Raw genomic sequence first — 14,690 nt, 5'->3', positions numbered from 1 at the left:
CTCCTTCGTACCTTCGGGTTTGTTTATCCTTCGATGCGCACCGCGTCTGCGCCCAGGGCGCTTAAGTCCTGCTCGATGTGCTCATATCCCCGGTCGATCAGGTCCACCCGGCCGATGCGGGTCTCCCCCTCGGCCGCCAGGGCCGCCACCACCAGCGCGGCGCCTCCCCGCAGGTCCGGCGCGGTAACGCCAGCGCCGGTCAGCCTGCCCGGCCCGTGGACGATGGCCGTCCGGTCGCTCACCCGGATGCGTGCGCCCATGCGCGCAAGCTGGGGCACCACCCGGAAGCGGTTCTCAAAGATATTCTCGGTGATCACGCTGGCCCCCTGCCCCCGGGTGCACAGCGCCAGAAACAGCGCCTGCATATCGGTGGGGAAGCCCGGGTAGGGCTGGGTCTCGATGGATTCGATGGCGCCTAGCTTTGCCGGGGCGCGCAAGCGCCAGAGCGCCCCGTCTTTTTCCAATGTGCAGCCGGCCTCACGCAGCTTGGCTTCCACCGCCGCGAGCTGCTCCACCGGCGCGCCGCGAAGGGCGATCTCCCCGCCGGTGATGGCCGCGGCCACCAAAAATGTACCGGCCACGATGCGGTCCGCCGCGATGGGGAAGCTGCACCCGGAAAGCCGCTCCACGCCGTTTATGGTAATGGTCTCAGTGCCCGCGCCCGAGATATCCGCCCCCATGGCCCGCAAGAAGTCCTGCAGCTGGACGATCTCCGGCTCCCGGGCGGCGTTGGTCAGCCGCGTGGTGCCGGGAGTGAGCGCGGCGGCCATCATCAAATTCTCGGTAGCGCCCACGCTGGGATAGTCTAAATGGATCATGCCGCCTTTCAGGGCGGCTCCGTCGCTGAATATGTAACCCGCCTGCTCGGTAATGCGCGCGCCCAGGGTGCGCAAGCCCTTTAAATGCAGGTCGATGGGCCTAAGGCCTATGTCGCAGCCGCCCGGATAGGTGGCTACCGCGCTGCCAAACCGGCCCAGCAGAGGGCCCAGCATAAAGATGGACGAGCGCATCACCTTGGCCAGTTCCTCGGGCATTTGGCTGACGCGGGCGTTTTGCGCATCAATGGTCAGGGCGTCCCCCTCCCAACGGGTCTGGCAGCCCAAATGCCGCAGCAGTGCGAGCATGTTCTCCACATCGCTCAAATGCGGGCAGCCCAAAAGGGTCACCGGGCCCTGGCTGCACAGGATGGAGGCCGCCAGGATAGGCAGCGCTCCGTTTTTAGAACCGGGCACGGTATATTCTCCGTGCAGGGGCCTGCCGCCCCGTATCCGGATCATTGCCATGATTCCACCCCCCACGAACAATCTATCCACATCCTATGTCGGGGGTGGAAATTGTGTTACAACGCAACCCGCGCCGGCGCCCTAAGGCGTGGAGCGGGTAGACCTTGAGATATTGAGCAGGATGCCGATGGCGGCCATAAAGATCATAAGGCTGGTGCCGCCCGCGCTGATAAAGGGCAGCGGCACGCCCGTGGGCGGCATGGAGCCGGTGACCACGGCCACGTTGATGATGACCTGGATGGCGATGACCGCCGTGATGCCCGCCGCCAGCAGCGAGCCAAAAAGGTCTTTACAGGTCAGCGCCACGCGGATGCCCCGCCAGATCAGGAAGATAAAGATCCCCAGCAGCAGGATCGACCCCACCAGGCCAAACTCCTCCCCCACGATGGAGAAGATAAAGTCGCTCTCCCGGTAGGGCAGGTAGAGATACTTTTGGCGGCTGTTGCCAAAGCCCATGCCGAAAAGCCCGCCCGAGCCCAGCGCGTAAAGGGATTGCACCAGCTGATACCCGGTATCCGAGGCGTCCGCCCAGGGGTCTAAAAACGCGGTATAGCGCTTAAAGCGGTAGCCGTCCTTATCCAACAGTACCGCGGCCACCATGGCCCCCACCGCGCCGGTGAGGATCACCGCCAGGTGCCCCAGGTTGGCCCCGGCCACAAAGAGCATGGCCAGCATCAAAAAGCCGATGGAAGCCGCCGTGGACAGGTTGGGCTGTAAAAAGACCATCCCGGCGATCACCCCGCCCACCAGCAGGATGGGCAGCACCCCGTTTTTAAAGCTGCGGATGCGCTTGCGGTCCTTAGCCACAAAGCCGGCGATGTACAGCACCAGGGCGAACTTGGCAAGCTCCGCCGGCTGGATGGAGATGCCCGCGATATTCAGCCACCGGGTCGCGCCGTTGGCCTCGGTCCCCAGGCCCGGCACCCACACGCAGGCCAGAAGGCCGATGGCCCCCAGGATGCCCACGGTCTTGAACTTCTCCAGCTTTTTATAGGGGATGCGCATGGTCAAAAGCATCAGCCCTAAGCCCACCGCCGCGCCGAACATCTGCTTTTTGAAAAAGAACATGCCGTCGTAATTGTACAGCTTGGACTGGCTGGCGGCGTAATAGCTGGCATCGTACACCAGCACGATGCCGATGCACACCAAAAGCAGCGTGACAAAGAGGATGGAATAATCGTATGATTTTTTGCGCCCTGCCCGGTCTGCGGCCCGTTTGCCGCCTCCCTGGCGGGGCTGGGCCTGCGGCGCGCTTGCCGCGCGACTGCGGGCGGGTACCCTAGGATTGGGATTGGCCATCTAGCGCCTCCTTAAGATGCCGCACTTCATCTTTAAACACGCGGCCGCGTTCTTCATAATCGCTGAACATATCAAAACTGGCGCAGGCGGGGCTTAGCAGCACGCTGCCCCCGGGCTGGGCCACGCGGAAGGCGGTTTTGACCGCGCCAGCCATATCGCCCGCGCGCATCACCCGGTCAAACCCGCACTTTTTGGCGGCGGCCAAGATCTGGTCCGCCGTCTGGCCGATCAGCACCAGCGTCTGAATTTGCGGGGTAAAGGCCTTGACCATGGGCAAAAAGTCCGCGTGCTTGTCGTACCCGCCGCAGATCAGCACCGTAGGCCGGTCCATAGCCTGGATGGCCTTGATGGTGGAATCCGGGTTGGTACCCTTGGAATCGTTGATAAAGCGCACGCCCCGCACCTCGGTGACAAACTCGATGCGGTGCTCCACCCCCTGGAAATCCCGCAGGGTCTTTTTCACGGCCTTGGCCGGCGCGCCCAGCGCCATGCAAAGGGATACGGCGGCCAGCGCGTTTTCCAGGTTATGCGCCCCGGGGATAAAGATATCCTTTACCGCGCAGATCTTTTCGGTCCCCTCCCCGCCGGCAAAGTACACCGTCCCGTCCTGCGCATAGGCGCCAAAAGCCACCGGCCCTTTGCGAGAGAAGGAACCTACCTTACAGCGGGCGCCCTTGTCTACGCCGCGCAGCGCCGGCGCGTCGGCGTTGAGGAACAGGGCGTCCTCGCCCTCCATATTTTCAAAGATACGCGATTTGACGCGCAAGTATTCTTCCATAGTGCCGTGGCGGTTCAAATGATCCTCGGTCAGGTTCAAAAGGGCGGCTGCCGACGGCCGGAAGGCGGATACGGATTCCAGCTGGAAGGAGCTGATTTCGGCCACCACCACATCCCCGGGGGCGATTTCCGGCACCCGGGAGATAAAGGGCGTGCCGATATTGCCCACCACGTGCACCCGCTGCCCGGCGGCTTTAAAGATCTCCCCGCAAAGGGCGGTGGTGGTAGTCTTGCCGTTGGTGCCGGTGATGGCGGCCAGGCGCACCCCTTCAGGACAGAGCCTAAAGGCCAGCTCGATCTCGCCGATCACCTCGATCCCCATCTGGCGGGCTTTCGCGATAAAGGGGCTTTGGATGGGCACGCCGGGGCTGATAACCATCAGCTGCTGGCCCGCCAAGCAATCCATAGCCGGGCAGCCCAGGGCCCTGGCAATGGGCAGGCTCCGAATCTCCTCCATCACGCCGGGCAGCTCGTCCTCCCCCTTGGAATCGTTCAACGTCACCTGGGCCCCCAGCGCGCACAGCTGTTTGGCTGCCGCCACGCCGCTGCGCGCCGCGCCCACGATCAAAACCTTTTTTCCCGCGATCTCTTGCTTAAACGAACCCATAGGAAGACCTCCATTTCCCATTCGCCTCCCGCCCGGGGGCAAAAGGCGCCCTATCCTTAGTAAAATGTGTAAATTTGCCGGGCCCTGTCGAAACCCGTCTATAGCACAAGCGCCGCCTGAAGGCGGCAGCTAGCGTAAAGGCACTATTGCAGCAACATGATGGCCGCCAGGCAACATACCCCGGTAATGGACATGTATAAAACGCCGATCTGCGTTTCGCTCATGCCGCCCAGTTCCAGGTGGTGGTGGAATGGCGCCATGCGGAACACCCGCTTTTTGCGCAGCTTGTAGCTGCCCACCTGTATGATATCGGACACAGACGAGATCACATAGCAGATCCCCATCAGCGGCAGCAGCAGCATGGTGCGGGTGGCGATCGCCATGGCCACCACGGCCCCGCCCAGGACAAAAGAGCCGGTATCCCCCATAAACACCTTGGCCGGGTGGGCGTTAAAGCGCAAAAACCCAAGGCAGGCCCCCGCCACGCCCCCGGTAAAGACCATGAGGTTGCGGATATTCATGGCCAGCGCCGGTTCAATGTCCGGCAGGTTCAGCATGGCCATGCAGATGATGCCAAAGGCCGCCGCCACGATCATGGTCACGCCGCTGACCAGCCCGTCCACCCCGTCGCAAAGGTTAACGCTGTTGACCGTGCCGATGATCACAAACATGGTGATGGGGATGTACCACAGCCCCAGATCCCACTCGATATTGGCGATGGGCACGAAAATCGAGGAGCCGATCAGCGGATGCTGGTAGGCGTACCAGGCAAAGATCAGCGCCAGCCCGAACTGGGCGATGATCTTTTGATAAGCCTTGAGCCCCAGGGAGCGGTGCTTGCGGGCCTTGATATAGTCGTCTAAGAAACCCACCAGGCCAAAGCCCAGGGTGACAAGGACGCTAAAGGAGAGAAAGTCGATATCCCCGCGCATCAATATGGCGCAGGGCACCAGCAGCCCCACCAGGATGATCAGCCCGCCCATGGAAGGGGTGCCGCTCTTTTTCAGGTGGCTTTGGGGGCCGTCCTCCCGCTCGGTCTGGCGCACTTTGAGCTTTAGCAGCGCCGGGATGACGATAGGGCCCACGATGAGCGCCACCACAAATGCGATGACCACCGCAAAGCTCAGCGCCTGAATCTGCTCGGGGATGGTGATTGGGAACATGGATTGATCTCTCCTTAAACCGTTCTTCTCTTGTGGCTGCAGCCCGCCTTATCCTTTGGGAAAACGCGCCTCCAGCGCCGCGCGCGCGGCCTGCCTATCGTCAAAGTGGTGCTTTTGTGTGCCCACGATCTGGTAATCCTCATGCCCTTTGCCGGCGATGATCACGATATCCCCGCTCCCCGCCAGGGCGATGGCCCGCTCGATGGCCGCCATGCGGTTTTCGATCATCTCATAGGGTTTGCCCGCCTGCTCCAGCCCCGGGCGGATCATCTCCAAAATGGCGTAGGGGTCCTCGGTGCGGGGGTTATCGCTGGTGGCGATGCAAAGGTCGCTAAGCTCTCCGGCCACCCGCCCCATGATGGGGCGCTTTTTACTGTCCCGATCCCCGCCGCAGCCAAACACAGTGATGATGCGGTTGTGCTCCAGGGTGCGGGCGGTGCCCAAAATATTTTGCAGCCCGTCCGGCGTGTGGGCGTAGTCCACGATCACGCTAAAGGGCGCGCGCGGGTGCTCCACCACCTCAAAGCGGCCGGCCACCCCGCTTAAGGCGTCAAGGCCGCGGGCCACCTCCTCAAGGCCGATGCCCGCCGCCCGCGCCAGGCCCGCGGCGGTCAGCGCGTTATGCACCGCAAACAGCCCCGGCATTTTGAGAAAGACCGGCAGGGCCTCATCCCCCTCCCGCAGGGTGAAGCGGGAGCCCCGCACATCCATCGCCACATCCTGGGCGGTAAGGTCCGCCGCTCCTGCGATGGAGAAGGTCAGTTTGGGCACGGATACCCGCTGCGCCAGGGCGCGCACCGCCTCATCATCCAGGTTGAGCACGGCCTTTTCGCACATATCCCCTTCAAACAGCCGGGCCTTGGCCTTGAGGTAATGCGCCATATCCCCGAAGAAATCCAGGTGATCCTGCGTCAGGTTGGTAAAGGCCGCCGCCGCAAAGCGGATGCCCTCCAGCTTGCGCAGGTAAAGCGCGTGGGCCGAGGCCTCCATGGCCACCAGCTCCACCCCCGCGTCCGCCATCTGCCGCAGCAGGCGCTGAAGCTCTATGGGGTCGGGCGTGGTCATATCAGACGGGATGGTTTGCTCGCCAATCATCACCGCGATGGTGCCGATCAGCCCCACCTTAAGCCCCGCGGCCTGGGCGATGGACTTGAGCATGTAGGTCGTGGAGGTCTTGCCGTTGGTACCGGTGACGGCCAGCAGCTTCATCCCCTGGGCGGGGCGGCCGTAAAAGTTGGCCGCCACGGTGCTCATGGCCCTTCGCGCGTCCGGGACGATCACCTGGGGCAGGTCGGTATCCATCTCCCGCTCGCAAAGGATGGCCGCGGCCCCCGCCGCCTGGGCCTGGGGCACGAAGGCGTGCCCATCCACCCGGGTGCCCGGGATGCAGATGTACAGCGCCCCCGGGGCCACCTTGCGCGAATCGATGGTCAGCTCCCCGATCCGGGTCTGGCCGCTGCCGCGCAATAAGGCGCCCTCCACATCCCGGATCAAATCACTAAGCTGCATCTGCATGGCCTCCTTTGCCTGTTTATTCCCGCTCTTTTATGCTACTCTCTGAAATCCACCGCGATCTGGGTGCCGATGGTCACCGTAGTGCCGGGCGAGTGGCTCTGTGCCACCGCCACGCCGTTGCCCCGCGGCAGCAGCTGCAGCCCGTAGGTGGTGAGGATGACATTGGCCTCCTCCGGCGTCTTGCCCGTCACATCCGGCACCTGCACGGCGGTATCGCCCGCCGGGGGCGAGGGTTCGCCCAGTATCACGTTGACGGTGGCGCCCTTGGCCACCTCGGTGCCCTCGGGCAGGTCCTGCTCGGTAACGCTGGCGCCCGTGCCGTCAGCGCTCATCACAAGGCCCACATCCTCCAGCGCCTTGCGGGCATCTTCAGAGGACTTGCCGACCAGGTTGGGCACCGCTACCAGCGCGTCCCCCTGCCCCTCGCCCTCTTTATACTGGGGCTTCACCTTCATATACTTTAAGGTATCCTCGATGATCTGCCGGGCATAGGGCGCGGCCAGGGTGCCGCCAAAGTCGCTGGGCACGCCGGTGGCCTCGTCCACGATGAACAGCACGCAAATCTTGGGGTCGTCCGCCGGGGCAAAGCCCACGAAGGAGGCCACGTGCTTGGTGTTATCGATCTTGCCGTCCACATACTTCTGGGCGGTACCGGTCTTGCCCGCCACGCGGTACCCGGCGGCGTAGGCGTTTTTCGAGCCGTTGGTGACCGCGTCCTCCAGGATCTGGCGCATGGTGTCCGAAGTTTGCGAAGAGATCACCTGGCGCACCACCGTAGGGGTGGTCTCCTCCACCACGTTGCCCTCGTTATCCGTCATGGATTTGACCAGGTAGGGCTTCATCAGGTTGCCGCCGTTGGCTACGGCGGATACGGCGGTGATCAGCTGCATGGGGCTGACCGCGATGGACTGGCCAAAGCCGATGCGGGCCAGATCCACGTTTTTCACGTACTTCTCGGCTCGGACGATGCCGCCGGCCTCGCCGGTAAAATCAAGGCCGGTGGTGGAGCCAAAGCCGAAGTTATAGATCATGTCGTAAAAATTTTCCTTCCCCATGGCCAGAGCCAGCGCCACAAAGGCCGGGTTGCAGGAGTTTTGCACCGCCTGGGCCAGGGTCTGGTCCCCATGAGGATTGTAGGAGCGCCAGCACTTGATCTTTTCCCCATCCACCATGGCGTAACCCGGGCAGTTGAAGTGCGCGTCGGTGCTGGTCACGCCCAGCTCCAGGGCGCTGGCGGTGGTAACGATCTTAAAGGTAGAGCCGGGTTCGTACACATCCACCACGCAGGAGTTGCGGCTCAAGGCTTTTAGGGTATCCAGGTCGTCCCGCGGTGGGTCGTTGAGGTCAAAATCGGGCTTATTGCCCATGGCCAGCACCTCGCCGGTCTGCGGGTCCATCACCACGCACTGGATGGCCTTGGCGTTGTACTTGACCAGCGCGTCCTCCATGGCCTTTTCCACAAAGCTCTGGATGACGTAGTCGATGGTCAGCGTCACGTCGTACCCATCCTGAGGGGCGATATACTGGCTGACGGAGTAGGGCATCTCCCGGCCCTTGGTATCGGTCTCGGCCACGATGCGCCCATCGGTGCCGGCTAAATACTTATTGAGCTTGAGCTCCAGGCCCTCCTGGCCCTGCCCATCCACCGAGCAAAAGCCCAGCACCTGGCTAAGGAAGTTGCCCCGGGGGTAATAGCGCTTGCTGTCCTCGGTAAAGACCACGCCGCTTAGGTTCAGCTGGCGTATGGCGTCCGCCTGCTCGCTCTCCACCTGGCGCTTGAGCCAGACTTCGGAGGCGTCCTTGGTCAGCTTTTGCATCACCTCGTCCCGGTCCATCTCCAATATCTCGCTGAGCTTATCGGCGGTATAGTCCACATCTTTGATTTGGGAGGGGCGCACCACCACCGTATCGGCGCTGGCGCTTTGGGCCAGGATGTTGCCGTTACGATCCTGAATATCCCCCCGCTTGGCGGATACCGCCAGATCCCGCGTCCACTGGTCCGCCGCCTTTTCCTGCAGCCACTGGGCCTGCACCAGCTGGATATAACCCAGCCTGCCAAAGAGCACAAAAAAAAGTAAGGTTACGGCTGATAAAAAAGCGAGTAACCTTTTTTTATTCATCATTCCGGGAGATGCCATGGGGTGTTCCCTCCTTTATGGTTTGATGGCCGCCCCTGCGCCCTAATCAAGCCAGGAGACCACGCGCGAGAAAAACTCCCCGATGGGCGAGGTGCTGCCGGCGGAGGCGCTTTCGCGCTCCTGCTGCTGGGCCTGCGCCTGGGCCTGGGCCTCGGAGGGCGTCATGGGCAGGGAAACATAGCGCACCTGGTCCTCGCTGGGCGCGTTCATCGCCAGGCTCTTAGAGGCCTCGTTCATCACCACGTCCAGATTTTGGACGGAGTTTAGCTGATGCTCCAGCGAAGCGGTCTTTTTCTCCACCTCGCTCAGTTCGTTTTTCAGGGTGTGGATCTGGTTGGCGTTCTGGGCGATGATGGAAAACCGCGTGACCACCACGATCGCCAAAATAAAGCCCAGGATCAGCAGCACGATGGGCTTGGCCTTGGATTGGGGTTTGACCACCCGCCCGGCCTGGGGCATGCGCGCAGGCGGCTCGGCCAGACGCAGCTGCGGCCGTTTTTCGTTTTGATATTCGATTTTACGAGCCGTGCTCCCTTTTTGTGCTGCTACCATGATTATTCTCTCCACGTGTTATTTAGAACCCCGGCCCCCTCTTCCAAATGCAGGGTACGGGGCGGTTCCGCTATAGCTTTTGCACGACCCGCAGCTTTGCGCTGCGGCTGCGCGGGTTCTGTTCCACCTCTGCCGGGCTGGGCAGGATGGGTTTGCGGGTGACGACCTGCGCCACTGGCAACTTTCCGCAGGTGCAGACCGGCGCTTTGGGCGGGCAGATGCAGGGGTTTTGCAGGCGCTTAAAGGTCTGCTTGACGATCCGATCCTCTAAAGAGTGGAAGGTGATCACCGCCAGCCGTCCGCCGGGGGCCAGCAGCGAGACCAGTTCCTCCAGCGCCTTTGCCAGCGGCTCCAGCTCGTCGTTGACGGCGATGCGCAGCGCCTGAAAGGTCCTGCGCGCGGGGTGGGGCCCATCCCGTCTGGCCCCTTTGGGGATGGCCGCTTTGATAATGGAAACCAGCTCCCCTGTGGTCTCCACCGGCTTTTTCTCCCGCGCCTGCAGGATAAAGGCCGCGATGCGGGCCGCCCAGCGCTCCTCGCCATAATCGCGGATGATCCGCGTCAATTCCTCTCCGCTCAGGGTATTGCACAAATCCGCCGCGGTGCGCCCGCAGCTTTGATCCATGCGCATATCCAGCCTGGCGTCCTCCTGGAAGCTGAAGCCCCGCTCCCCCTCGTCAAACTGAAAGGAGGAGACCCCTAGATCCAGCACCGCGCCATCCAGCTGCGCGACCCCCTGAGCCGCCAGCAGGGCTTTGGCATCGTGAAAATTGCCGTGCAAGGGCTTAAGCCGCTCCCCAAAGGCGGCCAGCCGCTCGCCCGCGGCCCGCAGCGCGTCCCGGTCCCGGTCGATGCCGTAGACCACGCCGTCCGGCCCGCTCTGGCGAAGGATCGCCTCGGTATGGCCCCCGCCGCCCAGCGTCCCATCCAGGTAAACGCCGCCCGGCTTGACCTGCAGGGCCTCTACTGCCTCTTGCAGCAATACGGTAACGTGGGTAAACTCGCCCATGTCTAAATCCCCAGCTGGGCCATCTGGGCCAGCACCTCGTCATACTCATCCGCCGCAGCCGTGGAATATTCCTTCCAGCGGTCCCGGTTCCATATCTCCGCCCGGGTCATCGCGCCGATGACCATGACCTCTTTTTCCAGCCCCGCGAACTCGCGCAGGCTGGCCGGCAGCAGGATGCGCCCCTGCTTGTCCAGCTCGCACTCGCATGCGCCGGCGAACAGAAAGCGCAAAAAGATCTGGGCCGTCTTATCGGTGGTGGGAAGCGCGCGCAGCTTGTCCGCAAAGGCGTTCCACTCGCCCATGGGAAAGACGAACAGGCAGTTGTTGATGCCTTTGGTGACCATGAACTTCTCGCCCAGCTCCTCGCGGTAGCGCGCGGGCATGCTCATGCGCCCTTTGGCATCCAGCGTATGGGCGTATTCGCCGTAAAACATGCTTCCCACCCCCTTTCATCCTTTGGGATTGAATTTTACACCCCTAGTGCGGGATGTAATACCACTTTACACCACTTCATACCACTTTTCAAGTATTATATCCCAAAATTTAAGATTTTTTACCTCCACTTTACCCCCAATTCACCCGGTTTTTCTATATTGTAAATTCCGTCAAAATATACTATAAATGGGATAAAAGCCCATATATTGTAGAATGTTGCCCCAAAAGCAGGGGAAGGCGTACAATTTGTTGTGTTTTTGGGGATTTATCCCACATCCCCTACCGTTATAGCAGATGAAACCAGGGGTAGTGCCCCGGAATTTTCCCCCGGGTGGGAGAAAGTGGGGCCTGCCGCCACGGTTTTGTCAGCGCGGCAAGCGTTTTTTCTCCGAGGCGGGGCTTCACCCCACAATTTTGATGTGATACAATATCGGCACAGAGAAAGTGAAGGTGATGGATTTGAAGAAGGAATACCACATCGCCGCCTGCAGCGGGCGGGCGATCGCGGCAGCAGCGGGGCAGCGCATCACGGTCATCGACCTTGAGGGGGGCCAGGTGGTGGACTTTTTTGCGGAGAACCAAAGGGAGCCAGAGGAGTTCCTCTCCCCCGGCGTAACGATAGACTGCAACGAATCCCTGCGGCTGCGGGTGGGCGATCTGCTCTACTCGACACGCTACCGCCCCATGTTCCAGATACTGGCGGATACGGTGGGCGAGCACGACCTGCTGCACCCCTGCTGCCGGAAAGAGATGTACGACTTTTTTTATCACAACGGCTCGGGGCACCCCAACTGCCTGGACAACATCAACCAATGCCTTGGGGAAAGCCGGCCGGTCATTCACCCGGTCAACCTGTTTATGCATACCCGCATCAAGCCCAACGGCGATATTGCCGTCCTCCGTCCGCTCTCCCGGCCGGGGGACCAGATCGTTTTGGAGGCGAAGATGGACGTCCGTCTGGGGGTGGCGGCCTGCAGCGTGGCCGAAAGCGACTGCAACGCCGGGCGGTGCACGCCCATCAAGGTGATCCTCGAGGATTGAGTGGCGATCGGCCGCCACGGGCGGGCGCGGGCCAAGATACTGCCATGAGGCAGGGCTAAGGGGTTCGCATAAGATTCCTCGCCTTCGGCTCGGAATGACACTGGGCATGCTCGAGAAGCGAATGGATAAGTATACTTTCCCACGCAGGTTATCATTTCTCATTCTGTCATTCCGAGCGCCAGCGAGGAATCTCCTTACGCCCTGTTGGCCGTGCCTGCACCGCGCAGCGCAGGTCAAGCGCCGCTTTCCTGCCCATGCACGAGATTCTTCGCTCGGCCTTACGGCCTCTCTCTGAATGACAACGCAGTGAGTACTAAATGATACTTTCCAACGTAAATTATCATTTTCATTTTGTCATTCCAAGCGGGGCGAGGAATCTCCTTACGCCCTCTGCTGGGATGATACCCGCGCCCTGCCCTGCGGGGATACAAAAAGAGCCGGAAGGATTGACCTTCCGGCTCTTTTTAAGAGACGTTTGATTAAAAGCTAGAGCACCTTTTGTAAAAAGCTGCGGGTGCGCTCGTGCTTGGGGGCGGCAAAGATCTCCCGCGGGTCCCCCTGCTCCAGGATCACGCCCTCGTCCATAAACAGCAGGCGGCTGCCCACCTCCCGGGCAAAGCCCATCTCGTGGGTGACCACCACCATGGTCATCCCCTCCTGCGCCAGCTGCTTCATAACCTCCAGCACCTCGCCCACCATTTCCGGGTCCAGGGCGCTGGTGGGCTCGTCAAAGAGCATGATGTCCGGGCTCATGCACAGCGCCCGGGCGATGGCCACGCGCTGTTTCTGGCCGCCGGACAGCTGCACGGGGTAGTTATCCGCCTTGCTGTCCAGCCCCACGCGGCGCAGCAGCGCCATGGCCTTATCCTTAGCGTCGCCCGCCGAAAGCAGCTTGAGCTTGGTAGGGGCCAGGGCCACGTTATCCAGCACCGTGCGGTGGGGGAACAGGTTAAAGTTCTGGAACACCATCCCCATCTTCTGGCGCACTTTGTTGACGTTGCACCCCTTATCGGTAATGCATTCGCCCTCGATGTATATTTTGCCGGCGGTGGGCTGCTCCAGCAGATTCAGGCAGCGCAGGAAAGTGGATTTACCCGAGCCCGAAGGCCCGATCACCACCACTTTTTCCCCGGGAGCGATGTGCTCGGTAATGCCCTTTAGCACCTCCAGCTCTCCAAACGATTTAGTGAGTCCTTCCACGCGAATCACTGCGGCGCAACCTCCTTTCCATGATGGCCAAAAGCCTGGTCAGCGTAAAGATGATGATAAAGTAGATCAGACCCGCCGTGATCAGGGGCAAAAACGCCTCGAACGTGCGGGAGCGGATCACGTCTGCCGCCTTGGTCAGATCCTGCATGCCGATATAACCCATGATGGAGGTCTCCTTGATCAGCACGATAAACTCGCTGGCCAGCGGCGGCAGGATATTTTTGATGGCCTGGGGCAGGATGATGTACATCATGGTCTGCCGGTGGCTAAGGCCCAAAGAGCGGCCGGCCTCCATCTGCCCCTGATCGATGGACAGGATGCCCGCCCGGAAGATCTCGGCCACGTAGGCGCCGGAGTTAAAGCCAAAGGCCAGCGTGGCCACCAGAATGCGCGGGATATTGACCGAGCCGAACACCACAAAGTACATGATCATCAGCTGCAGCACCATAGGCGTGCCGCGCACCACATCGATATAGATGCTGGCAATGGTGTTGAGCGGGCGCCACCGGCCGATGCGGAACTGGCTCAGCCGCATCAGCGCCGCGATCAGCCCCAGCACTACGCCCAGCAGCACTGCGTACAGCGCCACCTGCAGCGTCATCCCCAGGCCGTCCAGCATCAGCGTCCAGCGGTCGTCCTTAATAAAGTTCAGATAGATCGAATCCGATAAATTCGTCCAAAAATCCATCCATTTCACCGTCCCATCGAAGGTTTTCTTCGTCTATGCCAAAAGGAGGATAGCCCGAGAGCTATCCTCCCACTGAACTTAAAGCGAATTATTCCTCAAAGTTTTCCACATACGCGTCGATATACTTTTTGTACAGCTCGTCAAACGTACCGTCCTCTTTGATGCGCTTTAAGGTCTTATTGATGGCTTCCAGGGTGGCCGTATCGCCCTTTTTCACCGCGATGGCGTAGGACTCTACCGTGAAGGGCTCATCCAGGATCTCCAGCCCCTCGTTCTTGGCCACGAAGGCGCGGGCGGGCATCTCGTCGATGACCACGGCGTCGATCTTATCGTTGTTCAGATCCAGCACCGCGTCCATGCCCTTTTTAAAGCGGTAGACCTCGGTGGAGCCGCCCAGCTCGCTGACGGCCTCGTCGCCCGTGGTGCCTTCCTGCACGCCGATCTTCTTATCCTTCAGGTCCTCGTTGGATTTGATATCCGTCTGGCCCTTTTTCACGATGATGACCTGGCCGGCGTCAAAATAGGTATCGGAGAAATCCGCGTTCTCCAGCCGGTCGGGCTTAATGGTCATGCCGGCGGCCACAAAGTTGACCTTGCCGGTGGATACCGCGCCGATCAGGGAACCGAAGTCCATATCCTCCACGGCCAGCTCCTTGCCCATATCCTTGGCGATCTCCTGGGCGATGGCTACATCCAACCCATCAAAATTGCCTACGATGCCGCTCTCGGTCTTGTACTCAAAGGGTTCAAACTCCGCATTGGTGCCCATGATGATCTTGCCGCCATCCTGGCCGCAGCCGGTCATCAGCGCAGCGCCACAGCACAGGCACAGGGCCAGCGCCAGGGCCATAACCTTCTTTTTCACTTTACAAACGCCTCCATCTCTCAATTCGTCTACAATAAAAGACAAGTGTTATTGTAGTATAGAATGTATTTTTTTGCAATATATTTGCTGAAAATTCCTGCCCATAACC

The 14,690-nt window shown here is 61.0% G+C and carries 13 protein-coding genes; 1 reads left to right on the top strand and 12 read right to left on the bottom strand.

Annotated features, from left to right (window positions below; all coding sequences use genetic code 11):
• Positions 1 to 23 precede the first annotated feature (23 nt).
• The 9 genes from murA to mraZ form a co-directional block, all read right to left on the bottom strand.
• Entirely contained in the window at positions 24 to 1,283 is a 1,260-nt protein-coding gene (gene murA, locus H8699_RS10740; RefSeq protein WP_249285685.1) for a UDP-N-acetylglucosamine 1-carboxyvinyltransferase, read from the bottom strand.
• Between the two features lie 81 nt (positions 1,284 to 1,364).
• Entirely contained in the window at positions 1,365 to 2,582 is a 1,218-nt protein-coding gene (ftsW, locus tag H8699_RS10735) for a putative lipid II flippase FtsW (protein WP_249285684.1), read from the bottom strand.
• On the bottom strand, positions 2,563 to 3,966 hold the full coding sequence (gene murD, locus H8699_RS10730) for a UDP-N-acetylmuramoyl-L-alanine--D-glutamate ligase (protein ID WP_249285683.1): 1,404 nt from the start codon (positions 3,964 to 3,966) through the stop codon (positions 2,563 to 2,565). The genes ftsW and murD overlap by 20 nt, the downstream gene beginning before the upstream one ends.
• Before the next feature lie 143 nt (positions 3,967 to 4,109).
• A complete protein-coding gene (gene mraY / locus H8699_RS10725; protein ID WP_138296457.1) occupies positions 4,110 to 5,129 on the bottom strand; it encodes a phospho-N-acetylmuramoyl-pentapeptide-transferase in 1,020 nt (339 codons plus the stop codon).
• A gap of 48 nt (positions 5,130 to 5,177) precedes the next feature.
• Positions 5,178 to 6,638: a UDP-N-acetylmuramoyl-L-alanyl-D-glutamate--2,6-diaminopimelate ligase gene (locus H8699_RS10720; RefSeq protein WP_249285682.1), complete on the bottom strand. Its 1,461-nt coding sequence runs from the start codon at positions 6,636 to 6,638 to the stop codon at positions 5,178 to 5,180.
• A 41-nt stretch (positions 6,639 to 6,679) separates the two neighbouring features.
• On the bottom strand, positions 6,680 to 8,782 hold the full coding sequence (locus H8699_RS10715) for a stage V sporulation protein D (protein ID WP_249285681.1): 2,103 nt from the start codon (positions 8,780 to 8,782) through the stop codon (positions 6,680 to 6,682).
• A 42-nt stretch (positions 8,783 to 8,824) separates the two neighbouring features.
• On the bottom strand, positions 8,825 to 9,334 hold the full coding sequence (locus H8699_RS10710) for a hypothetical protein (RefSeq protein WP_249285680.1): 510 nt from the start codon (positions 9,332 to 9,334) through the stop codon (positions 8,825 to 8,827).
• Positions 9,335 to 9,404: 70 nt separating this feature from the next.
• Entirely contained in the window at positions 9,405 to 10,343 is a 939-nt protein-coding gene (rsmH, locus tag H8699_RS10705; RefSeq protein WP_249285679.1) for a 16S rRNA (cytosine(1402)-N(4))-methyltransferase RsmH, read from the bottom strand.
• Between the two features lie 2 nt (positions 10,344 to 10,345).
• Positions 10,346 to 10,777 carry a division/cell wall cluster transcriptional repressor MraZ gene (gene mraZ / locus H8699_RS10700; protein WP_147518620.1) on the bottom strand — a complete coding sequence of 144 codons (432 nt, stop codon included), beginning with the start codon at positions 10,775 to 10,777 and terminating at the stop codon, positions 10,346 to 10,348.
• A 460-nt stretch (positions 10,778 to 11,237) separates the two neighbouring features.
• Between mraZ and H8699_RS10695 the strand changes: the two genes are divergently transcribed.
• The gene (locus H8699_RS10695; RefSeq protein WP_249285797.1) at positions 11,238 to 11,819 is read left to right on the top strand and encodes a DUF1989 domain-containing protein; all 582 of its coding nucleotides are present in this window, start codon (positions 11,238 to 11,240) and stop codon (positions 11,817 to 11,819) included.
• Positions 11,820 to 12,305: 486 nt separating this feature from the next.
• Here the strand turns inward: H8699_RS10695 and H8699_RS10690 are convergent, their stop codons facing one another.
• The 3 genes from H8699_RS10690 to H8699_RS10680 all read right to left on the bottom strand — a co-directional run bounded on the left by H8699_RS10690 (position 12,306) and on the right by H8699_RS10680 (position 14,581).
• On the bottom strand, positions 12,306 to 13,028 hold the full coding sequence (locus H8699_RS10690) for an amino acid ABC transporter ATP-binding protein (protein ID WP_249285678.1): 723 nt from the start codon (positions 13,026 to 13,028) through the stop codon (positions 12,306 to 12,308).
• Positions 13,003 to 13,716, bottom strand: coding sequence for an amino acid ABC transporter permease (locus H8699_RS10685; protein WP_138296465.1), 714 nt, complete (start codon positions 13,714 to 13,716; stop codon positions 13,003 to 13,005). The genes H8699_RS10690 and H8699_RS10685 overlap by 26 nt, the downstream gene beginning before the upstream one ends.
• 88 nt (positions 13,717 to 13,804) lie before the next feature.
• Entirely contained in the window at positions 13,805 to 14,581 is a 777-nt protein-coding gene (locus H8699_RS10680) for a basic amino acid ABC transporter substrate-binding protein (RefSeq protein WP_249285677.1), read from the bottom strand.
• Between the last annotated feature and the right edge of the window lie 109 nt (positions 14,582 to 14,690).

Origin of the sequence: Luoshenia tenuis (assembly GCF_014384745.1) — a bacterium.
Taxonomy (GTDB): Bacteria; Bacillota; Clostridia; order Christensenellales.
The sequence above is the reverse complement of the archived record's forward strand: the minus strand, read 5'-3'. Positions and strand labels throughout refer to the sequence as shown.